The sequence below is a fragment of the Candidatus Thiothrix sulfatifontis genome, assembly GCA_022828425.1.
GTDB classification, from domain to species: Bacteria; Pseudomonadota; Gammaproteobacteria; order Thiotrichales; family Thiotrichaceae; genus Thiothrix; species Thiothrix sulfatifontis.
The window spans coordinates 2,365,670-2,389,724 of the sequence record CP094685.1 but is presented as its reverse complement, the minus strand read 5'-3'; the positions used below and the strand labels follow the sequence as shown (position 1 = coordinate 2,389,724).

Annotated in this window: 14 protein-coding genes and 1 pseudogene; 6 read left to right on the top strand and 9 right to left on the bottom strand. The window is 48.0% G+C overall.

The annotated features are described in order from the left end of the window. Window positions 1–99 precede the first annotated feature (99 nt). A complete protein-coding gene (aspS, locus tag L3K52_11965; protein UOG90911.1) occupies window positions 100–1,869 on the top strand; it encodes an aspartate--tRNA ligase in 1,770 nt (589 codons plus the stop codon). A gap of 67 nt (window positions 1,870–1,936) precedes the next feature. On the opposite strand, the gene L3K52_11960 is transcribed toward aspS, so the two are convergent. From L3K52_11960 to rlmKL, 3 genes are all read right to left on the bottom strand, one after another. Further along, on the bottom strand, window positions 1,937–2,881 hold the full coding sequence (locus L3K52_11960) for a tyrosine-type recombinase/integrase (protein UOG90910.1): 945 nt from the start codon (window positions 2,879–2,881) through the stop codon (window positions 1,937–1,939). 191 nt (window positions 2,882–3,072) lie between these two features. Beyond that, window positions 3,073–4,368, bottom strand: coding sequence for a hypothetical protein (locus L3K52_11955; GenBank protein UOG90909.1), 1,296 nt, complete (start codon window positions 4,366–4,368; stop codon window positions 3,073–3,075). Between the two features lie 180 nt (window positions 4,369–4,548). Continuing rightward, window positions 4,549–6,690, bottom strand: a complete 2,142-nt coding sequence (rlmKL, locus tag L3K52_11950; GenBank protein ID UOG90908.1) for a bifunctional 23S rRNA (guanine(2069)-N(7))-methyltransferase RlmK/23S rRNA (guanine(2445)-N(2))-methyltransferase RlmL — start codon at window positions 6,688–6,690, stop codon at window positions 4,549–4,551. Window positions 6,691–6,795: 105 nt separating this feature from the next. Here rlmKL and L3K52_11945 point away from each other — a divergent pair, with 105 nt between their 5' ends. Then, on the top strand, window positions 6,796–7,686 hold the full coding sequence (locus L3K52_11945) for an NAD(P)-binding domain-containing protein (protein UOG90907.1): 891 nt from the start codon (window positions 6,796–6,798) through the stop codon (window positions 7,684–7,686). On the opposite strand, the gene lptE is transcribed toward L3K52_11945, so the two are convergent. The 4 genes and pseudogenes from lptE to L3K52_11925 form a co-directional block, all read right to left on the bottom strand. Then, complete coding sequence (gene lptE, locus L3K52_11940) at window positions 7,679–8,173, bottom strand: LPS assembly lipoprotein LptE (protein UOG90906.1); 495 nt, start codon at window positions 8,171–8,173, stop codon at window positions 7,679–7,681. The genes L3K52_11945 and lptE overlap by 8 nt on opposite strands. Next, the gene (leuS, locus tag L3K52_11935) at window positions 8,173–10,764 is read right to left on the bottom strand and encodes a leucine--tRNA ligase (protein UOG94003.1); all 2,592 of its coding nucleotides are present in this window, start codon (window positions 10,762–10,764) and stop codon (window positions 8,173–8,175) included. The genes lptE and leuS overlap by 1 nt, the downstream gene beginning before the upstream one ends. 44 nt (window positions 10,765–10,808) lie before the next feature. Further along, on the bottom strand, window positions 10,809–11,414 hold the full coding sequence (locus L3K52_11930) for a hypothetical protein (GenBank protein UOG90905.1): 606 nt from the start codon (window positions 11,412–11,414) through the stop codon (window positions 10,809–10,811). Between the two features lie 261 nt (window positions 11,415–11,675). Beyond that, window positions 11,676–13,865 (bottom strand): annotated as a pseudogene (locus L3K52_11925) (RNA-binding transcriptional accessory protein). Window positions 13,866–14,151: 286 nt separating this feature from the next. On the opposite strand from L3K52_11925, the gene L3K52_11920 reads away from it, so the two are divergent. After that, on the top strand, window positions 14,152–14,652 hold the full coding sequence (locus L3K52_11920) for a YfbM family protein (GenBank protein ID UOG90904.1): 501 nt from the start codon (window positions 14,152–14,154) through the stop codon (window positions 14,650–14,652). A 64-nt stretch (window positions 14,653–14,716) separates the two neighbouring features. Here L3K52_11920 and L3K52_11915 read toward each other — a convergent pair whose 3' ends face one another. Both L3K52_11915 and L3K52_11910 read right to left on the bottom strand, forming a co-directional pair. Beyond that, window positions 14,717–17,944 carry an efflux RND transporter permease subunit gene (locus L3K52_11915; protein UOG90903.1) on the bottom strand — a complete coding sequence of 1,076 codons (3,228 nt, stop codon included), beginning with the start codon at window positions 17,942–17,944 and terminating at the stop codon, window positions 14,717–14,719. After that, window positions 17,937–19,034 carry an efflux RND transporter periplasmic adaptor subunit gene (locus L3K52_11910; protein UOG90902.1) on the bottom strand — a complete coding sequence of 366 codons (1,098 nt, stop codon included), beginning with the start codon at window positions 19,032–19,034 and terminating at the stop codon, window positions 17,937–17,939. The genes L3K52_11915 and L3K52_11910 overlap by 8 nt, the downstream gene beginning before the upstream one ends. A gap of 118 nt (window positions 19,035–19,152) precedes the next feature. On the opposite strand from L3K52_11910, the gene L3K52_11905 reads away from it, so the two are divergent. From L3K52_11905 to L3K52_11895, 3 genes are all read left to right on the top strand, one after another. Beyond that, on the top strand, window positions 19,153–19,764 hold the full coding sequence (locus L3K52_11905) for a DUF4124 domain-containing protein (GenBank protein UOG90901.1): 612 nt from the start codon (window positions 19,153–19,155) through the stop codon (window positions 19,762–19,764). A gap of 299 nt (window positions 19,765–20,063) precedes the next feature. Further along, complete coding sequence (locus L3K52_11900; protein ID UOG90900.1) at window positions 20,064–23,438, top strand: ATP-binding protein; 3,375 nt, start codon at window positions 20,064–20,066, stop codon at window positions 23,436–23,438. Continuing rightward, complete coding sequence (locus L3K52_11895) at window positions 23,435–24,055, top strand: response regulator (GenBank protein ID UOG90899.1); 621 nt, start codon at window positions 23,435–23,437, stop codon at window positions 24,053–24,055. Before L3K52_11900 ends, L3K52_11895 begins: the two co-directional genes overlap by 4 nt.

Here is a 24,055-nt window from a genome sequence, read left to right as displayed (position 1 = left end):
CGTATGAGGCTGTCAGGGCTTAACATTCCCGCCTTTACACTGCAATGTTCCCGGTTTAAATAACAAATCGGGGCAGATTGAAACCAACAGGAATAAGCAATGCGTAGCCATTATTGTGGGCAGGTGGATGAAGCCCTGCTAGATCAGCAAGTAACTTTGTGTGGATGGGTCAACCGTCGCCGTGATCACGGTGGTGTTATTTTTATCGACTTACGTGACCGTGAAGGCTTAGTGCAGGTTGTATTTGACCCTGACAGAGCCGATGTTTTCCAAACTGCTGAAAGAGCGCGTAATGAATATGTGTTGCAAGTCATTGGCAAAGTCCGTCAGCGTCCTGCGGGTACGGAAAATGCCAATTTGCGTAGTGGGCAAATTGAGATCCTTGGTCTGGAGCTGAATGTTCTGAATGCGGCTGAAACCCCGCCATTCCAGCTAGATGAAGACAATGTTAATGAAGAAACCCGCTTAACTTACCGTTATATCGACCTGCGCCGCCCTGAAATGCAAAAGCGGATGCAAACCCGCGCCAAAGTCACCGGCTTCTTACGGCGCTTCCTCGAAGATAATGGCTTCCTTGATATCGAGACTCCGATGTTGACCAAAGCAACGCCTGAAGGAGCGCGTGATTACCTTGTGCCTAGCCGTACCCATCCGGGTTCATTCTTCGCCCTGCCTCAATCACCGCAATTATTCAAACAGTTGCTGATGATGTCAGGGATGGATCGTTACTACCAGTTTGCGCGTTGTTTCCGTGATGAAGACTTACGCGCTGACCGTCAGCCTGAATTCACTCAGTTGGATATTGAAACCTCCTTCATGGATGACAATGCCATCATGGGCTTGATGGAAGAGATGATGCGGGCAACCTTCAAGGAAACCTTGGGTGTAGAGCTACCTAATCCGCTGCCACGTATGCCCTACTCCGAAGCCATGCACCGCTTTGGTTCTGATAAACCGGATATGCGTATTCCACTGGAATTCATCGAAGTCAGTGATTTGATGGAAAGCGTGGAATTCAAAGTTTTCTCCGCCCCTGCAAAAGATCCTAACAGCCGTGTCGTTGCCATGCGTTTACCTAAAGGCGGCGATTTATCGCGTAAAGAAATTGACGATTACACCACGTTTGTCGGGCGTTACGGCGCAAAAGGCTTGGCCTATATCAAAGTGAATGACGCCGCTGCTGGGCGTGACGGTTTGCAATCCCCTATTCTCAAATTTCTACCCGATGAAACCGTTACTGGCATTATGGAACGTACCAGCGCACAAACTGGCGATTTGATTTTCTTTGGCGCAGACAAGTCCCGCGTGGTGAATGACGCTTTAGGCGCGTTGCGGGTAAAGCTGGGGCATGATCGCGGTTTAATTGAAGGCGCTTGGGCGGCATTGTGGGTTGTCGATTTCCCCATGTTTGAATGGGATGACAAAGACAACCGCTGGGTCGCCTTGCACCACCCGTTCACTGCCCCAAAAGGCTCACCCGAAGAATTGCTGGCAAATCCAGGGGAAGCATTGTCTATCGCTTACGACATGGTATTGAACGGTACTGAGGTTGGTGGCGGTTCTGTGCGTATCCATAATATGGAAATGCAGAAGTCAGTGTTCAAACTGCTGGGGATTTCTGATGAAGAAGCCCAAGAAAAATTTGGTTTCCTACTGAACGCATTGAAGTACGGTTGCCCTCCACACGGAGGCTTAGCATTTGGTTTGGATCGCTTAATCATGTTGATGACAGGTAGTCAGTCGATTCGTGATGTGATGGCTTTCCCTAAAACACAAACCGCAGCTTGCCCATTGACAGATGCACCGGCTGAAGTCAGTGCTAAGCAATTACGTGAACTGAATATTCGAGTGCAATTGCCACAAAAATAATAGTTGTACAGTTCGATTTTAATGTATTTAGTTGCCTCTTTCACAAGAGAAGAAAGAGGCAACTTTCTTATAAAAAGCTATTACCAGCGTGATTTTTAAAAAGTTCAGCGTTTCTTACGTAGCCTTGTACAGTCTGTATAGATTTGTGCCGAGATATATCCATTATCTTAAACAAATTAGCACCAGCTTCAGCAGCGGTGGTGATGAAGCCTGACCGTAAGCTATGACCACTAAACTCCTCTGCGTTCAAGCCTGCTGCTTTTGCATAACGTTTCACAATATCAGCTACAGAACGATCAGTTAATGTTTGTTTGCGAATTTTACCGTATTTGGTAATCGGTCTAAAAATAGCGCCTTCAGTAAGATTTGCTGCTTTTAAATAATCTTTGAGGACACCAACAACATTTAACCGCCCATTTAAAATGGCAATGGTATGTCCTTCACCCTCTTGGTCTGTTTTTGATTTTTGTATCAAAATTTTCAAACCATCCGGTACTTCTTCAATATCAGCAACCGTTAGCGCTACCAATTCAGAACGACGAAATGCACCTGCAAACCCTAAGATCAAAATTAACTTGTCACGCTTACCCTGTAAGGTTTGGGTATTACAGTGCGCTATCATTTGGTAAAGTTTATCCACGGTAGCTGCTGCTTTCTTGCGTGTTCGCACTCTGTTAGCGCGACGAATACCTTTTAAAGTAACACTAACCAATTTATTCGTAGTTGGCGTTTCGTACCCTGCTGCTTCATGAGCATAACGAATCGCTCCAATACGACGGTTTAACGTCGATGGTGAAATGCCTGTTTGCGCTTGACCTGCTAAAAAGTCAGCTATCGTTATTGCAGTAGCAGGAATCGCTACTAATCCCCTTTCTTCACACCAAGTTACGAATATCTTGACATCAGCACGATAAGCGCGTCGTGTCGATGCGCTTGTTGCTTCAACCACAAAACGTTGAACGTTTTCACTAAGTACACTCGACGTTAAACCTATTGCCTGAAAATTGTTCATTAATCACCTCTTCAACTAACTTCCGAGAATAATAGTTATCAGAAGTTATAGAATCTAGTTAAATTATTTAAAATAAATAAATAAATAAATAAATAAATAAATAAACGTACTTACGTAAAATTATAAAAATTGATAAAATACAATAACTTAATTTCTAATTAAGTGGTTTTATTTTTAAGTAGTTTACTTACTTAGTATCTGATAAGTTCAAAAATCGTAGCAGGCTTGCCACTACGACCATCAGAACGGTGTTTAACTGTACGTTTGATGCGTCCTTGTGTTTCCAACGATTTCAACAACGTATTCATCGCCGCTGATTTGATATTTTGCTGAAAAACGTTGACTCGGATCTGTGTTGTAGTTAGGCCGCCGTGTTTGCGTAACGCTGCGATGATTTTACCTTCATCTTCGTTTTGCTCACCTTCAAAGATGTATGCAACGCTGCCAAGGCAGTAATCCCAAATATGGGTAGCGGCATGTAAATGTTTTGGCTTGACTTGATCGGTACAATCCAGCAAGGCAAAAATGCAGGCGATGCGTAACACTTGCACACGCGAGCGTTCCGACATGGGTGAATTCACTTTCGCTAACGACAGTGCCAATGTTGACCATAACTCCAAAGATTCAGGCGAAAGCGCTAATTCGTTCACGTCGCTCGAAAACTGAATGGCTTTGGCGACTTCATCTGCGTAGTGCAACATTTTGACAACAGGAATGCTTTCGGGAATGGCTACAATTTTCGGGCGACGTACACAAATCCATAAAATGCGGCTGGCTAATGCAGTGGCATATTCACTTTGCTCCAAACGCTTCACCAACTCTTCATAAGTAATGTGACCTACGAAACACACATGTGCATCCGTGACCGTCACGCGATTGTTTTTAGTCAAGGGAGAAAAGTTACCCGTATCCCAAAAGCGACGAATTGCAGCCGAGACCGTATTACCTTCACGACGCGCTGCTTGCAGAACAGCGGCGAATTCTTCTTCGAGTATCATTAAGCGCTTGTCGGTAACACCTTTGTCGGTTGGGTTGCCATCTTCATCATCCGTATCCGCCGGATCACGTACCGCCCATGCCAACCCTTCCCCGCTCGACATTGGCCCGTCCCGGTACAATATCAACGGTAAACCTAACTTACGTAATTGCACGTTTACATAGTCATGCATTAATTTTCTTACTGGGGAAGCTGCTGTGCCTTTACCACCACCGGCAGAACTCGCTGTCACGCTAAAAAGACGTGGTGGCGCTTCCACATCTCCTAAACGCAATACCGCTTTGTTGCCGAAATAAGCACCCGCCCATGTTAATAGGTGAATGAGCACCCCCATGGGATCGGCCTCGGACTGCTGACAAGCATCAAAGGCAAATTTCCCGGCTATTCCGTAGTAACAACCCTCGTGAGGAATTGGAAATTCTGACGGAGCGTCTTCTACCTCAATTCCGTTCTGCGAGCCTGTTTCAGGCAATTTGACAACATTACTCATGGTGTTTCCCCGTTCAAAGCACTATTAAGTACGTAATAGTATAAACTATAAAATATCATAAAATAACATTTAAGTTAATGTAAATAAACGTTAATTTTATTTTTACGTAAATACGTTATATAATTTTTATAAGTTACAGCATAATACCAGTGCACGTAATGAATACGCGCACCTTACTCATTACTTATGGCGAATTAACCAACAACTATGAATTTTAGGATCACGTTCAAAATCCAGTGGCAATGACTGCTTGCGGTAATCTTGTACCGCATATTGGTCTTCCACTTCAGCATCCAACTTGAATTTACGGAAATTGTTGGAAAAAATCAGTGTGCCATCCGGTGACAGTACCCGCATGGCATCGTTGATCAGCGCGATATGGTCACGTTGTACATCAAAGGTATCCTGCATCCGTTTGGAATTGCTGAACGTGGGTGGATCAAGAAAAATCAAATCGTAATATTCATCACAGTCATACAACCAATCCAACACATTTGCTTGAATAAAGCGGTAACGGCGATACGGATCATGTTGCAAACCATTCAGTTCAAAATTATCTTTTGCCCACTCCAAATAAGTTGCTGACATATCCACGCTATCGACACGATTTGCCCCGCCTATTGCCGCATGAACGCTTGCGGTGCCGGTATAGCAAAACAGATTCAACACTCGCTTCCCCTTAGAATGCTGCTGCAACCAATAGCGCATTGGGCGATGGTCTAGGAATAGCCCAGTATCCAAATAATCCGTTAAATTTACTTTAAAACGTGCGCCATGCTCAGTGACAACGAGGGATTGTTCTGCCCTACCCTGTTTTTGATACTGACTTTTACCTTTTTGCTGCCGCCGTTGTTTCAGCACAATCTTTTTGGGGTCAACACCCAACGCCTCAGGCAAGGTTAGCAACGCTTGTTGCAAACGTTGTTCTGCCGCTTTTTCATCAATGGTTTTCGGTGGTGCATATTCCTGCACATGCAACCAGTCTGCATAACGGTCAACGGCAATGGCGTATTCGGGAATATCCATATCATAGACGCGGTATGCATCGGTATGCCCTTGCTTGATGAAACCTTTTAGCTTACGTAAATTTTTGCCAAGCCGATTCGCCAAATCCTCAGCAATCCAAGCAGTTGGGCGTTCTTTCTGCAATAACTTGTCAAAAGTATAGAGCTTGAATTCGGTTTCACTGTTCAGGAAACGGTATTCTTTGCTGTAAAACAGATTGGTTAGCGCAACAGGTGCCTCGTTTTCCGCGAACAATGCCCCGCGATAAGTATCCGGCAAACTAGCCATCCATTGCCCCAACGCATCATAAATTGGGCGGAGTGCAACCACGTTGCTATCGGTAGTAAACGGTGGACTGCTAATCACTAAACCTGTTGTCGCTAATGTAGGTTCTGGCATTGCCTTCAAGTCACATTGCGTCCAACGCGCCGCAGGTAAGTCGATAGAACGCCAATCCGCTCGCGCAGCCATCACAGCCGCCGGATTATTGTCATTCCCCCAAAATTCAAAACGTTCAGCATTCGCAAAACCAGCACTACGGCGTTGTTTAGCTTCGGCATACAGTCCATCCCACAACACAGCATCATGACCTAACCAACGTTCTGCAACCGTTTGTTCACGCAATAAACCGGGAGCAATATCCAGCGCCATCAACGCGCCTTCGATCAGAAACGTGCCAGCACCACACAGCGGATCAATCAATACTACTGTCGTAGCATCACTGACCAACATTTCTAACCACCCAGCTCGCATCAACACTGCCGCAGCAAGATTTTCACGCATGGGCGCGTGTGTATCTAAATCGCGGTAGCCACGTTGATGCAAACTGTGTTGGTTAAGTTCGATACCAATGCTGGCATTGCCTTTATGTAAGTTCACCACAACAACCAGATCAGGCGTATTACTGACGCTAGGGCGCACCCCGTGTTGACTGCGAAATTGATCGCCAATTTGATCTTTAACCCATTGCGCCCCAAATTGCGTATTGCGAATATCGTCATTTAAACCAAAAAATCGCACTTTTAGCGTTCCCTCTGGGCGCAGGTGTTGTTGCCAATCAATGCTATCGATCAGCGCTTGTAACTCTGTTTGGTCTTTGCCGAAACCGTGAGCCAGTTGCAAGGTAGCGCGCGAAGCCAGTCGACTCCACAACATTGCGCGGTAGCCGAAACGCAAATCCCCAGTAGCTTGCACACCGGCGTGACCGATTTTGACTGATTCTGCCCCATAACGGGTAAGTTCATCTGCCAACAGTGGCTCGATAAATTGAGGACAGGCAAAAAACCATTGCAAAGGGGCTGAAGCGTCTGCTTGCATTGTGTTGACCGGGGTTAAAAGCAAAGCGGGATTCTACCATCAAAATCGGCTGGAATTCGCAGTTGTGCTAACATCTCATGAATTTTACCTCTTGTAGGAGTTTCAATGACCATGATAACTCAACCTAAAATCGGCTGGATTGGCCCCGGCATTATGGGGCTACCGATGTGTAGAAACCTGATGAAAGCCGGTTTCACCCTCGCCGTTTATGCGCGTCGCCCTGAAGCGGCACAAGAACTCGTGAATCAAGGCGTGGAATATTACGCCACCCCCGCTGCACTCGCTGCAAATGTCGACATCGTAATTTCCATCGTATCCGATACACCGGACGTCGAAGCAGTATTATTAGGCGATAATGGCGTTATTGCAGGTGGTAAACTTGGTTTGCTAGTGGTTGATATGAGTACCATTTCCCCAGTCGCAACCCGTGAAATTGCCGCAAAACTGTTAGAGAAAGGCATCCGAATGTTGGATGCACCTGTATCTGGCGGTGATGTTGGCGCAATCGCTGGCACATTAACCATTATGGTGGGCGGCAATGCGGATGATTTGGAATATGCTCGCCCCGCTCTTGCTGCAATGGGCAAAACCATCACCCACATCGGCGATCACGGCGCTGGGCAATTAGCCAAAGCCTGTAATCAGTTGATTGCTGCACAAACAGTCATTGCAGTCACGGAAGCATTTGAAATGGCAAAAGCGGCGGGCGTTGATCCCGCTAAAGTACGCGCGGCGCTGCTGGGTGGTTTTGCCTATTCAAAGGTGTTGGAACTGCACGGTCAACGCATTTTGGATGAAAATTTCCAGCCCGGTTTCAAAGCGCACTTGCACAACAAAGATATGCATATCGTGACCGACACGGCGGCTACGTTTGGCTTACACTTACCGGGAACACAACGCGCTGCCGATTATATGCAGGCGTTGGTGGATGCAGGTTTTGGGGAACTTGATTCGTCAGCATTGGCGAAAATCGTGCAGCAAAACGCCCTTACTTAAGTGCCTGAAGTCGCAGCAGAATGAGGCGCACCGCTTCACGGCGTAATTCTTCCTTGATAACGGTTTCCTCTTCTGCTGTGCCTAATACGTATTTACCATCATACACTTGGGCACGAGTGGCACTTACCGAACGTTCCACACTTTCAGTCATAGCAGGTGTCTTAACAATGAAATCGACAGTGACGGAATGATTGAACTCGCGCACCTGCCGCGTGGATGAATATCCCGAAACCGAACGGTTTTCCCGCACATTACTGATCGTTAATGTGGTAGCCGCATCTTGCGGGTTTTGTTTAATATCCGCGCCTGCATCCTCCAAACCATCGCGCAATGCCAAGGCAAAATCACTTTGCGGGTCAAGCCCTTGCAAATAAATCCCCTGACGCATGAGTTCGGGCAAAGGCTTGCTGCCGCGCAGGTGGAACGGTTCTCCCCCACATGCTGACAGCAATAATAGTAAACCGAGAGCTAAGATTAGCGTTTTCATTAGTTTGCCACAATGTTTACCAAACGACCTTTCACAACAATCACTTTTTGCACGCTTAAACCTTCGAGGAATTTCTGGACATTCTCATTGGCTAAAGCCGTGGCTTTAATGGCGTCCTCAGCCGTGTTAGCGCTTACCTGAATCTTACCGCGTACTTTGCCATTCACTTGCACGATCAGCTCCAGCGTGTTTTGCACCAAAGCACTCTCATCCACGGCAGGCCAGCGCGTATTCACTACGGCGTCATCATGTCCCAATGCTTGCCAGAGTGCATGAGAAATGTGCGGGGTAATCGGCGCCAGCATCAGCACCACGGTTTCTAAGGCTTCGTGACGCACTGCCCGACCTGTAGCGCTATCATCGCCAAAGCGCGAAATCTCGTTCAGCAATTCCATGTTCGCGGCAACGGCGGTGTTGAACGTATGGCGACGTGCCATATCATCCCCCACTTTCTGTATCATCTGATGAACTTTGCGGCGCAATGCTTGTTGCACATCATCCAAAGCAGTGGTATCCAGCGGGGTGACGGAGCCGGAAGCCACGTGATCAAAAACCTGTTTCCACAAACGTCTGAGGAAGCGCTGCGCACCTTCTACGCCAGCATCTGACCATTCCATGCTTTGATCTGGCGGTGCAGCAAACATGGAGAACAAACGTAACGTATCCGCGCCGTATTTCTCAATCATTTCCTGTGGATCAACGCCGTTATTCTTGGATTTAGACATTTTGGTAACGCCACCGGATTGCACGGGTAAACCATCCGCAAGTAGCGTTGCACCCACGACACGCGCTTTATCATCACGTTCGACATTCACGGCAGTGGGTTGAAACCAATCCTGACCACCGTTCTCTTTCTCGCGGTAGAACGTTTCTGCCAACACCATGCCTTGGGTCAGCAAATTAGTAAATGGCTCATCCGAATCCACTAACTTATTGTCGCGCATCAATTTATGGAAGAAGCGCGAATACAACAAATGCAAAATCGCGTGCTCGATTCCACCGATATACTGGTCAACCGGCAACCAATAATTAGCCCGTGAATCCAGCATCGCGTCATGATTATCTGAACAAGTGTAACGGGCGTAATACCACGAAGACTCAAAAAACGTATCAAACGTATCGGTTTCGCGCGTCGCGGGCTTGCCACAGCACGGACAAGTCGTTTGGTAAAATTCCGGCATCCGTTTAATCGGTGAGCCGCCGGTTTCATCAAAGGTCACGTCTTCCGGCAAAATTACCGGCAAATCTTTTTCGGGAACAGGTACAGCGCCGCAATCATCGCAATAAATAATGGGAATTGGGCACCCCCAATAACGTTGCCGTGAAACGCCCCAGTCACGCAAACGGAAATTAATCCGTCGCCGCCCCTTCCCCTTCTTCACCAAATAGTCAGCAATGGCTTCAAAGGCCGCCGCAGAAGTCAGCCCGCTAAACTCACCTGAATCAACCAACACGCCTTTTTCGGTAAATGCGGCGCTATTCAAATCAATGTCACGTTCATCGGTGGGCGCGATGACTTGCTTGATAGGCAAATCGTAAACCTTGGCAAATTCCCAGTCACGCTGATCGTGCGCCGGAACCGCCATCACTGCCCCCGAGCCATAAGACATCAACACGAAATTGGCAACCATGACCGGCACGCTTGCGCCCGTCACCGGATGCAGCGCCATGATTCCCGTCGCCATGCCCTTTTTTTCCATTGTCGCCATATCAGCTTCGGCAACTTTGACCAATTTGCATTCTTCGATGAAAGTGGCTAATGCTGAGTTAGTGGTTGCCGCTTTCAGGGCTAAAGGATGTTGTGCGGCGACCGCCACATAAGTCACACCCATTAACGTATCTGGGCGTGTCGTAAACACGCTTAACTTAGCATCTGAACTCGCTAAACCGAATTCAAGTTCTACCCCTTCCGAACGTCCAATCCAGTTCTCCTGCATGGTGCGTACTTGTTGCGGCCAGCCCGGCATCTTGCCGATTTCTTCTAATAATTCATCGGCATAAGCAGTAATCTTCAGAAACCACTGGTCAATTTCACGTTGTTCAATCAGGGCACCAGAGCGCCAGCCACGCCCGTCAATGACTTGCTCATTGGCTAATACGGTTTGGTCAACCGGATCCCAATTTACCGTGGATTTTTTACGATATACCAAGCCTTTTTCATACAATTGAGTGAAAAACCATTGTTCCCAGCGGTAATATTCAGGCGTACACGTAGCAATTTCGCGTGACCAATCAATGCCCAAGCCCATGGATTTGAGCTGAGTGCGCATGTAATTGATGTTTTTGTACGTCCACGCGGCAGGCGCGGTGTTATTTTTGATTGCCGCATTTTCAGCAGGCAAGCCGAACGCATCCCAACCCATGGGTTGCAAGACGTTTTTACCCTGCATCCGCTGGAAACGTGCAATCACATCTCCGATGGTGTAATTGCGAACATGCCCCATGTGCAGCACGCCGCTGGGGTAAGGAAACATGGAGAGGCAGTAATACTTTTCCTTGTTGGGGTCTTCGGTGACTTCAAAGGTACGTTGTTGTTCCCAGAATTGCTGAATTTCCGGTTCCAAGGATTGCGGTTGATACTGTTCCTGCATATTACTCATAGCCTATTTACGGGTAAGCGCGGGATTATAGCGGATTATTTAGGGCAATTCTCCACGCAAAACTGATAAGGCTTCACCGCCCCACCACAACTGGTATAGCACTGGCGATATTGCGTGTCACATTGGCATTCATTGCTGCAAATCAGGTCACGAATCCGTGCGGTTTCGCTGGTTAAAGTAGGCTTTTCAGGCATGTTCTCAGGGCGACGCGGCTCACTGAGTAACGGCATTCCGTTTAGCAGGGAATGATGGTGCAAGCAATTCGCTGATTCTTTGCCCTCGCGGTCACAGGTGAGTCGCTGCAAATCGTGTTGCAATTCACGCTGACGCAATTCCATTTCGTAAAAGCGCAAATCGGTTTCATAACGTTCTCTCTCGCGTTGCCAAGCAGCAAAGCGCGTATCGTACTCGCTAAGCTTTGCGGGAAGTTCGGCTTTAGCTTGTTGTTCCGCTTTAGCGCTGCATTGACCGTATTGTAAATTGCATTGCAGGTTGCAGGTGCGCGTTTGGGTTTCGCAGCGGTTGAGACAACTCAAACCGCCGGTACTCGTCGGTGGCGTGAACTCGTAGCGGGTTTCGTATTGCGGCGCACAGCCGGATAACAGCCAAAGGCTGATTAGTAATCCCCACCATTTGTTCATCACTCACCTCATTATTTATTTACGCATTTTCGCCAAGGCTGCGGCTAAGGCATCACCCATTGCTGAGTTTGCGGCAGGCGCTGGCTCTTTCATAGGCTTTTTCGCGTTTGGCTGACGGGTGTCCGATTTACGGTCATTACTACCGTGATTACGGTCATGATTGCGCTCCTGCGGCGGACGCACCGCTTGTGGTCTGCGTTCTTCGCGATTAGCTGCCGCCTTGGACATGGGGTTTTGGACAGCTTTCGGCTGGGTGGGTTCCAAACGCATGGTTAAGCCAATGCGCTTGCGCTGCACATCGACTTCTTCCACGCGCACTTTCACCACATCACCGGTACGCACTACTTCACGCGGGTCTTTGATGAATTTATCGGTCAGTTGAGAAATGTGAACCAAACCGTCTTGGTGTACGCCAATATCCACAAATGCCCCGAAATTCGCTACATTAGTGACCACGCCTTCGAGAATCATGCCCGGTTGTAAATCCTTCAACTCATTCACGCCTTCGCGGAACGTGGCAGTCACAAATTCGGGGCGCGGGTCACGACCCGGCTTCTCCAGTTCCGTCAAAATATCGCGGATAGTGGGGACACCGAATTGTTCGGTGACGTAATCGGTTGGTTTCAGGGTGCTGACAAACTCGCTATTACCGACCAGTTCCTGCAAAGGCTGACGGTGGACGGCAGCAATCTGTTCTACCAATGTATAGGCTTCCGGGTGGACGGCGGATGCATCCAGCGGGTAATCCCCATCGCGGATACGCAAGAAACCGGCGGCTTGTTCAAAGGTTTTTGCACCCAGCCGTGACACTTTTTTCAATTGGTTGCGATTGCGGAATGCGCCATTGTCATTGCGAAAATCCACAATATTGTCGGCAATGCCGCTGTTTAGACCGGAAACCCGTGCCAATAATGCCGCAGATGCGGTATTCACATCGACACCGACCGCGTTTACACAGTCTTCGACGACCGCATCCAGTGAACGCGCCAGTTCTGGTTGATTCAAATCGTGTTGGTATTGACCGACACCAATGGATTTAGGGTCGATTTTCACCAGTTCTGCCAGCGGATCTTGCAAGCGGCGGGCAATGGATACTGCACCACGGATAGAAACATCCAAACCGGGGAACTCGCGGGCAGCCAATTCCGAAGCGGAATACACCGATGCACCCGCCTCCGAAACCACGATTTTAGACAATTTGAGTTCGGGGTGACGGCTAATCAAATCGCCTGCCAATTGATCGGTTTCGCGGGATGCCGTGCCATTGCCAATGCTAATCAGTTCAACACTGTGTTTAGCGCATAAATCAGCCAATATCGCAATCGACTGATCCCATTGCTTTTTCGGCACATGCGGATAGATGGTGGCAAAATCCAACAGCTTGCCGGTGGTATCAACGACAGCAACTTTCACACCCGTGCGCAAACCGGGATCAAGCCCCAGCGTATTACGCGCCCCAGCAGGCGCTGCCAATAACAAATCTTTCAAATTGGCGGCAAACACACGAATGGCTTCTGCTTCCGCTTGTTCACGCAAACGCTGATTCAAGTCGGTGCTTAAGCGGCTGTGCAATTTTACTTTCCATGTCCAACGCACCGTCTCCAGTAACCACCGATCCGCTGCCCTGCCCTGATCACCAATATTGAAGGCTTGCGCAATTTTAACTTCACACGGGTGATTCATGCCCTCTGCCACCGTGACATCCAGTTTTAAATCCAGAATGCCTTCATTGCGCCCACGGAATAATGCCAAGGCACGATGCGAAGGAATTTTGTTTAATGCTTCGCTATACGCAAAATAATCCGCAAACTTTTGTCCTTCCTCTTCCTTGCCCGCAATCACGCTGGACTCGAAACCGCCCTGCTCCCACAAATATTCACGCAACACACCGCTCAATTCAGGGTTTTCAGCGAAATCTTCCATGAGGATTTGCCGTGCACCATCCAGCACCGCTTTGGTGTCAGCAAACTCCATCTCAGGGTTGAGGTACTTGGCGGCTTCGGTTTCAGGGTCAAGTTGCGGGTTACTGAGCAAAGCGTCTGCCAGTGGTTGGATACCGGCTTCGCGGGCAATCATGGCTTTGGTGCGGCGCTTGGGTTTGTAAGGCAGGTAAATGTCTTCGAGTTCGGTGCGGGTTTGTGCTTGCAATACTTGTTGCTCTAACTCGGCACTCAGCTTGCCTTGTTCGCGGATGGAGTTGAGCACGGTGTCACGACGCTTTTCCAGTTCACGTAAGCTGCCCAGACGGGTTTCGAGGTAACGCAGTTGGGTATCGTCCAACCCGCCGGTTTTTTCCTTACGGTAGCGGGCAATGAAAGGAACCGTTGAACCCTCGTCCAATAAAGCGACAGCACTAGCCACTTGCTGTTCTTGAACCGCCAATTCGGTAGCGATACGGGAAAGAATACTTTGCATACGAAACTCGTTGTTGTGATCAATGCCTTGCATCATAACAAAGTCGGGGAAAGCCGCAAAACAAAGCGAATTAAATGTGATTGGTGATGATTATCACAGTAAAACGCCCAGACCGCTGCGATAATTCGCTCACTAAGTAAGCAATAGAATGCACATACCTCCCTTCAGCTGGTTGGATTGATACAGCGGGGGTGATGATGTGCACAAACACTCGCTGTGTTTATAAAATTTTTTGGCATTGCCATTTCTCAAAAAGGGTCTAATTATCATGGGTGTACATTTACATCTTGCTGCAATTTCTGATTTTAATATCAGCCGTCTGATGGCTAATCCTAAGCTCATCTGGACTGTCGCGTTTGCAGAACAACTCAAGGCCATTCAAGCGCAACAACCATTTCCTGCATCACGCTACGCACTCGAACCCGAAATTATTCAACTGCGGGAAACACTGGGTGAGTATTGGCACGGGATTCATTACTTAATGTGTGGACAAGTGTGGAGCGGTGAATTTCCTGATGCATTTCTGATTGATGGCGGCAGCTATGTCGGTGATGTCGATTTAGGTTACGGCCCGGCGCGTGCGTTTGAATCGTGTGAAGTTAAGCATATCGCGCAAGCATTGCTTAATAAAACACCGGATTCATTAGCCCAACATTTTGATGCTAACCAAATGTTGGATGACGATATTTATCCGCAAATATGGGATGGTAACGATCAGGCATTGACTGACTGTTTGAACCGTTTCAAGGCCATGCAACATTTCATGAGTCATGTTGCCGAAAATGATCTGGGATTAACGGTTTACTTGCAAGCAACGCATTGAGCATGATCCCCGTACCGTTTAAACAGTACGGGGATTACGTCAGATTAAACACATGAGCGGGGTTTTAGACCGCCCCAGCTCTAATCGTAGCAAGGCGATTCCGTGCATACATAAAATACATCAGCGGAATCAGTACCAGCGTTAGCACAGTCGATACCAATATCCCAAAGATCAGCGATACCGCCAAACCGCCGAAGATAGGGTCATCAATAATAAAGAATGCCCCGACCATTGCCGCCAGTGCGGTTAAAGCAATCGGCTTCGCACGCACCGCGCTGGAGTTGATTACCGCCGCCTTTAAATCCATGCCGCCGCGTACTTGTTCATTAATAAAATCTACCAACAAGATGGAGTTACGTACAATAATCCCCGCCAAGGCAATCATGCCGATCATCGAAGTCGCGGTAAATTGCACCCCTAATAGCGCATGACCCGGCATCACCCCAATAATGGTCAGAGGAATGGGCGACATAATGACCAATGGCACCATGTATGAGCGGAATTGCGCCACAATTAATAAGAAAATCAGAATCATCCCAAATGCGTAAGCAATTCCCATATCCCGGAAGGTTTCATAAGTCACCTGCCACTCGCCGTCCCATTTCATCCCATACAAATACGGGTCGTCGGGTTGCGCAGTAAAGAATTGATTAATGGGATTATCGTAAACCGACAACTCCTTAATACCGCTAAAAATTTCAAACATGCCATACAGCGGGCTATCGGTAGTGCCCGCCATGTCGCCTGTTACGAAAACAACCGGCAGCAAATCTTTGTGATAAATGGAGTGTTCACGGGTGGTTTCTTGCACGCTCACCAATTCGGACATCGGCACCAGCTCGCTGGATTGGCTACGCACCCGCAACGCAAGTACCGAGTCCATTTTGTCTTTAAGCGCTACCGGGAATTCCACACGAATTGGTACCGCGTATTTGATGCCTTTGCCATGCAAGAACACCACGTCTTCGCCGCTCAGCACCGTATTGATAGCAGAAGCAATGGCATCTTGTGATACCCCCAGCAAAGCCGCCTTGCGCCGATCCACTTGCACCACCAAACGCTTTTGCGCTGCTTCCACGCTGTCATCAATATCGACAATATCCGGCGTTTGCTCAAATACTCCTCGAACTTGCTTGGCAACCGCAATTTGCCCCGGATAATCCAAACCGTAAACTTCCGCCACAATCGGTGACATCACGGGTGGCCCTGGCGGTACTTCCACGACTTTCACGTTCGCATTGTATTTCTTGGCAATTTCTTGCAACGGCGGGCGCACCCCCAAAGCAATCTGATGGCTTTGGCGTTCGCGTCCGTGCGAATCGGTCAGGTTTACCTGAATATCGCCAACATTAGCCCCCTCGCGCAGATAATATTGACGCACCAAGCCATTAAAGTTGATCGGTGCAGCCGTCCCCGCGTAAATCTGGTAATCGGTCACTTCATCCACTTTGCCCAGATATTCCGACATCTCATTGAGTACCCACGAAGTTTGCTCCAATGACGTGCCTTCCGGCATATCCAGAATCACTTGAAATTCAGATTTATTGTCGAAAGGCAGCATTTTCAGCACAACCAGCTTGAATACCGCCAGCGAAGCCGATAATACGATCAGCAAAGTAATTACCGCAAACAACGTGACCCGCCGCTTCCCGCCCTTTTTGTCATCCAAAAACGGCGACATAATCCGGCTGAAAAATCCGTGCAGCTTATTGTTACCGTGCTGATGATGGCTGAAATCGACCTTCTCCAACATTTTACCCGTCATCCACGGCGTTACCACGTAAGCCACTGCCAAAGAAACCAACATCCCCATGCTGGCGTTAATCGGAATCGGTGACATGTAAGGCCCCATTAATCCCGATACAAACGCCATTGGCAGCAATGCCGCGATCACCGTAAACGTCGCTAAAATAGTCGGGCCGCCAACCTCATCAACAGCCAACGGAATGACTTCCAACAGTTTTTTACCGCCCTGCTGCATGTGCCGGTGAATATTTTCCACCACCACAATCGCATCATCCACCAGAATTCCGATAGAGAAAATCAACGCAAACAATGACACCCGGTTCAGCGTAAACCCATACGCCCACGAAGCAAACAAGGTGACTGCTAACGTAATCACTACCGCTGCACCAACAATTAAAGCCTCGCGCCACCCTAAAGCAAACCAAATCAGCAACGCGACCGCAATCGTTTCAATGATCAGCTTGTGAATCAGCTTCTCAGATTTGGCTTGCGCAGTTTCACCGTAATTGCGCGTCACTGACACATTCACGCCCTCTGGTACAAACGTACCGCGCAACTTCTCAAAACGGTCAATGACATTATTGGCAACATCCACGGCGTTCGTACCCGGCTGTTTGGCTACCGCAATCGTTACCGCCGGTGTGTGAATGCCAGTGGGCAAGCCTTTGTGTGCCGCCGCCGCACCCGTGCCAAAGCTCACATACGCTTCCGGTGAATCCGAAGTACGCTTCACTTCCGCCACATCGCTGAGGAATACAGGTTTGCCATCAAACACCCCGACCATCAGCTCGCCCACTTCATCGGCATCCATGAGGAAAGTACCGGCTTGCACCTGAATCTCTTCATTATTATTTACCAAGGAGACCGCATCCCGTGCCGAATTGCTCGCCTGCAATGCACTACGCAAATCGGCGAGTGAGATTCCATGCCCGGCAAGCTTCTCCGCATCCAAGAGCACATGCACCACTTGCTGCGGGCCGCCGATGGTATAAATATCACGCGAACCGGGAACGCGTTTCAGCTCGGATTCAATCGCATGTGCCACCTGATTTAACTCATACGCACCGCGCTTGTCATCTTCTGTCCACAAGGTCAGCGCCACAATCGGTACGTCATCAATGCCCTTGGGTTTAATCAATGGTGTACCCACCCCCAAATTTTGGGGCAACCAGTCTTGGTTAGACGCAACTTTATTGTACAAACGCACCAAGGCATCGGTACGATCCTGCCCCACCTTGTACTGCACTGTCAGTACCGATATCCCCGGCATGGACGTGGAATAAATGTGTTCCAAGCCCTCAATCTCGGACATAACCTGTTCCGCAGGTGTGCTCACCAAGCTTTCCACTTGTTCAGCACTGGCTCCCGGAAACGGGATAAACACATTCGCAAAGGTCACATTAATTTGCGGGTCTTCCTCTCGTGGCGTCACCATTACCGCAAATAGTCCCAACAGCAGCCCCACCAACGCTAATAACGGCGTGATTTCAGTAATCAGGAACTTTTTAGCAATCGCCCCGGATATGCCCAACTTTGGCTCATTCATCGTGCTTTGCCTCCGCTGTTTGTTGTTTAAGCGAAATTGCCGCGTGCACCGGATCCAGCGCAATGGTTTCCCCAGCGGCTAAACCTGCCAAGACGCTGATGGTATTGTCGTCCAATTTCTTGCCCAAGCGAATCTGCCGCAAGGAAGGCTTGCCCTCAGCGTTCAACACGTAGACGCCAATCACTTCACTGCGCACCACCACCGCGCTTTCAGGAATACTCACCACGCCTTGCTGTTGCCCCATGACAAACGCCACCTTGACGAACATGCCAGGAAACAAATCTTGTACACCCGCTTTCAGATCAATTCTGACCTTGAAAGCATTGGTTTTAGGATCGGCATACGGAAAAAACGTAAGTGAATCAACCGCTAACGATTTGTTAGAACCGTCTTGAAACACAAAGGCCTTCTTTTCTTGGCGCACTTTAGCGATCAACCGTTGCGGCACTTCAACCACTACGCGCATTTTATCCAATGAAATACCCGTCATCACTGGCGTGCCCGGGTTGACTGCTTCACCTAATTGCACGTGACGTTTGGTCACAATGCCGCCGTAAGGTGCAATCAATGAGGTGTAACCCAACTGCTCACCGGCTTGCGTCACTTGTGCTTTCGAGGCGGATAAACGTGCTTCCGCTGCTTTCAATCCCGCTTGAGCACCGTCCAAATCGGCTTTGGGAACGAGGCGTTTTGCATAAATTTCACTGATGCGCTTGAAATCTGCTTGCGCTTCGGTGTAGCGTGCTTGCGCCTCATCCAATGAAGCTTGTGCCTGTTCGACACCTGCTTGCTGATTTTTGGATTTGATCCGCGCAATTACCTTGCCCGGTTCAACATAATCGTCTACGTCATAGAACAATTTTTCGATAACGCCGCTGGTTTGCGCGGAGATAGTGCTCTCATTGACGGCCTCAACGTGACCATCGAGATAGTGCAATTCAGGCGTGCCGACAGCACTGACTGTCGCGGTTTTAAGCACCGAGGATGAAGTCGTTTTTACAGCGTCTGAATCGGCAGCGTGTTCAGCTTTTCCGCAGGCTGACAATCCACACAATCCGATGATCAGTAAGCACTTTACTAACATTTTCATGGCATAATTACCTTAAGCAAAATGAGAAATTGACGCATCCTAACAGAGAATATTAGAAAATACTAATATGTGATCAAACACTAACAACACAAGGTGATTCATGAAAAAAGCAATCTTTATGCCAGTTATACTAATGACAGCCGCGCTGGTAGTGACTGATGCAGCCGCTGAAATGTACAAATGGACCGATAAAAACGGTGAAACACATTATACCCAAACGCCACCGCCACCTGAGGCCAAAGGTGAAAACATTGAAGATGAAATTCGCCTATCGACTGGTAAATTAGGTAACACCATTCCCACTGCCCCAGAAGAAGCCCCTAAAGACGAATTGGCTGAAGCGCGTCAAGAAGGTGAGAAAAGCGATCAGAAACACCGGGAATTCTGTGCCCAACAAACCGACGCCCTGCAAAAAATGACAGCAAACGCTATCATCAAGTGGAAAGATGCCAAAGGCGAACGCTTCCTAACCGCCGCAGAGAAAGCAAGCAAAACACAAGAAGTCCAAAAAAATATCGACAGCTTGTGCAAGCCAGAGATGTTCAATAAAACGGATAAATCCAGCAATCAAACCAAAGAATCCACTGATACGCCGCCAAGCGATGCGACTCAAACCACTCCAGAAGTCAGCCAAAATACTGACACATCAAACGCCGGTGATAGCACCGCGAATTCAGGCAACGCTGCCACCAATCAGGCTGCCACGGCAATGCTACCGGCAACCGATTGACTTAAGTCAAGAAAGTACGCCTCAACCTAGTAAAAACCCTTGAGAAACCCGCTATTTCCCCACGGTGCTGCGCATTGGTTTATTAGCAAATACTAATTACAATCCGCGCCAACACTTGCAACAACAACCGCGTGTGACGCTAAGCTAGGAGCGAAAGCAAGTGCCTCTGAAATAGACCGAACGAAACCATAATAAAACCAATCTGGGGAGTCAGAGTCATCTGACTCCCCAATTTTTTGGGATTTTCGGTACAGTAAAATTATCTGCTACTATAAGTTTGTTACAACAGGGATAAAGTTATGCTCAACGATATTGACAGCGAAAACGTCAACAAAAAAGAAGATGACAATCGCACCATCATCGTTGGCATTGGCGCATCCGCAGGCGGCCTAGAAGCATTAAGGGCCTTAGTTCCCAATCTTCCAATTGATGACCGCGTTGTCTATATTTTAGCGCAACATTTAGACCCCAAGCACAGCAGCATGATGGTGCCCATTCTGGCACGCGAGACCAAACTGCCAATTGCCGAATTACAACACAACCAGTCCATTCAAACCGGGATGTTCTATATTATTCCGCCTGGAATGGATGCTTTTTATGCCAGTGGACGTTTTCATTTGGAAAAAGCCACGGGTATTGGCCCCAAACCTTCTGTCGACCGGCTGTTTGCGTCGTTAGCAGAAAATCATGGCAGGCATTCGGTTGGCATTATATTGTCTGGAACAGGTACCGACGGCACACACGGCATTCGTGCGATCAAGGCAGAAGGCGGGATTACCATTGCGCAGCTCGAATCCACCGCGCGTTTCGACAGTATGCCGCATTCTGCTATTGGCACGGGTCACGTTGACCTTGCCTTGCCTCCTGAAGATATTGCCCAGCAAATTCACGATATGCTGGCACAACCGGATATTTCGTTTTTATTTACCAGCAAACCTGAACCGAGTGAAGATGAGATTCAGGAAATCCTGAGAATGCTGCTCGATCAAACGGGTACGGATTTTCGCGATTACAAACGCAATACCTTGCTACGCCGCATTGAACGCCGCATGACGGTGCACAAATGCAAACAGTTGAGCGAATACGCTGCTTACCTGAAACAAAAGCCCGAAGAATTATACGAACTGCACAATGATATTCTCATTTCAGTGACCAGCTTTTTCCGCGATACGGATGCTTATCAAGCACTGCGGCGCGTGATTGAAGACGTGGTACCTGAAGGTGGGCATGAAATCCGCGTATGGGTAGCCGGTTGTGCCACGGGTGAAGAAGCTTATTCGATTGCTATTATGCTGTCCGAGTACCTCGGCAATCGCATTGCACGCTACAAAATACAAATTTTTGGCACAGATTTATACGATGGCGTCTTAACCATTGCACGGCAGGCGCGTTATTCCAAAGCTTCGGTAGCCGGGATTGATCAACGTATTCTCGACAAATATTTCATTCAAAAAGACGGTGAATACCAATTGACGCAAACCATTCGCAATATGGTATTGTTTGCGCGGCATGATTTGGTACGCGACCCGCCCTTCTCACATTTGAATTTAGTATCCTGCCGCAATGTGTTGATTTACTTCAATCAGACCTTGCAACGCAATGTATTGGAGTCTTTTCATTACGGTTTAGAGCCTGATGGCATTATGTTTCTCGGCAAATCTGAAACCATTGGCGGCAGTGATCGCTTATTTGTAACCGTAGACCGTAAATCACGCATTTATCGCCGTCGCAGTGACGTAAAGGGTCACTTACCCTATTTATTGCAAAATCGTTCACTGCGCGAACAACGCAACCAACAATACAGCAATAATCTGCGTGATAAACCCCGCGCTAAACTGCAAGACTCCATCGACAAGCTGTTAGTCAATATTTACCAACCGGCTTGTATCATGCTCGATGACCGCCAAGAAATCGTGTACGTGCGCGGCAATGTTGACCCTTATTTGGGTTTTGCGGAAGGGCGTGCCGCATTGGGAGTATTGGATTTAATTCGCACTGAATTACGTCAAGATTTACGGGGTTTGATTTACAAAGCACGGCGTACCGACGAAACCATCAGCAGCCGCCGCATTAATTTCACACTCAACGGTGAGCCTGTGCGTGTGGTAATGCGTACCCGCCACTTTCCTGCGGGCAAACTCACTGAAACCGAAGTTAGCGTGGTTATTTTTGAAGTGCTGCCCGCTAACGATTACCCTGTCACGCCAGAGCAAGAGGCGATCAGTGTCAGTGATGCGCTACGAATCAAAGAATTGGAAGAGGAATTGCGTGAAGTTCGTGAAAGTTTGCAGACCACGATTGAAGAGCTAGAAACGTCCAACGAAGAGCTGCAATCCACCTACGAAGAAGCCCAATCCACTAACGAAGAACTTTATACCTCCAGTGAAGAGTTGCAGACCTCTAATGAGGAACTGCAATCCACCAATGAAGAACTGCGCACAGTCAACCAAGAAGTTAGCGTCAAAAGCAGTGAACTCGAAGCGGCTAATTTGCAATTAAAAAACACCAATGAACTGTTAATGCACGAAATTGAAGAACGCAAATGGGCTGAAGCTCGCTTGGAAATCGAACGCGCTAAGCTGGATACTATTTTCCAGAGCCAACCCAATTGGATTAACATTTGTGCATTGGATGGTACCATTCAAGAGGTGAACCCGGCGGGACCACTGATTATGGAGGCTAAAAATCCAGAACAGTTGATTGGACATTCGCTTAAGGATTTCGTTTTCCCTGAATACCAAGCGGATGTGGATGCTTGCATCACCCAAATCAGTCAAACGGGCGAATTTCATGCGCGTGAAGTGAAAGTAAACACCTTCAAAGGCAATATTCGTTGGCTGGAAATACGCCCTGTCTTGATTCATCTGGATAACGATGAACTGCGGATTATGTCGATAATTGTTGACCATACCGACCGTATGATTGCCCAGCAATTGCTGGCTGACCGTCAACAGGAACTTGCACACATTATGCGTTTGAACACCTTAGGCGAAATGGCGTCGGGTATTGCGCATGAGCTTAACCAACCCTTGTCAGCGATTGCGAATTACATTCGTGGCTGTGAATTACGCATGAAAAGCGACGAATGCAGCATGAAAGACATTGCCGATGTTATCCAGTTGGTTAGCACACAAGTACGACGCGCTGGCGAAATCTTACGCTATGCCAAGGATTTTACCCGCAAAGATCAGGATGTCGAATGGCAGGAGCACGACATTAACCAAATCATCGAAGAAACCTTGCACCTTTTGGATACCACAGAGCAGTTTAAACAAGTTAGATTAAGCAAAGTGCTCTACCCCAATTTACACTGGGTGAATGTGAATAAAATCCAAATAGAGCAAGTATTGGTGAATATGATTTTGAACGCACTGGACGCAATGGAAGAATATTCTCCAGAATCCATGGGTAGACTGCACATTGTTAGCGAACCTGTTGGTACTCAAGCGGTGCGAGTTTCGGTGATCGACGAAGGCACTGGCCTACCCGAAGACTTTGCTAGTAAAATTTTTCGACCTTTTTATACCAGTAAAAAAAGTGGCATGGGCATGGGATTACCCATCAGCAGTTCCATCATTGAAGCTCACGGTGGTAAGCTTGAAGCTTTTAACAATACCACTAAAGGCGCTACTTTTAGTTTCACTTTACCGCTAACAGGAACTAACCGTAAATGAATTATGAACCTACCGTATTTATCGTTGATGATGACCCCGCTGTGCGTGATTCCCTACGCTGGTTATTGGAGTCAATGCGTTTAAAAGTGGCGACATTCGGTTCAGCCGAAGATTTTCTCAAGTTTTATACCATGCACATGATCGGTTGTCTAATTTTAGATGTGCGGATGCCTGGCATGAGTGGCTTGCAACTACAGCAATTTTTGACCAAACAAAAATACGCGCTGCCCATTTTATTTATTACCGGTCATGGCGACATTCCGATGGCAGTACGCGCCATGCAAGCCGGAGCCATGTATTTCTTGGAAAAGCCGTTTGAAGATCAGGTATTGCTGGATTATGTACACGAAGCTTTGACGTTGGATGTTGAAAATCAACAATCCCGCATTCGTTTGACCATGATCCAAGCGCGTATTGCTAACCTGACCGAACGTGAACGCGAAGTCATGGAATTAGTGATAGACAACAATTCCAACAAAGAAATTGCCACCAAACTGGGCGTTAGCATTAAAACGGTTGAATTTCACCGCAGCCACATGATGGATAAAATGCACGCCACGTCACTGATTGAGTTGGTGAACATGGCACGCGAAGCCAGCGACAACGAAAAAATTTAG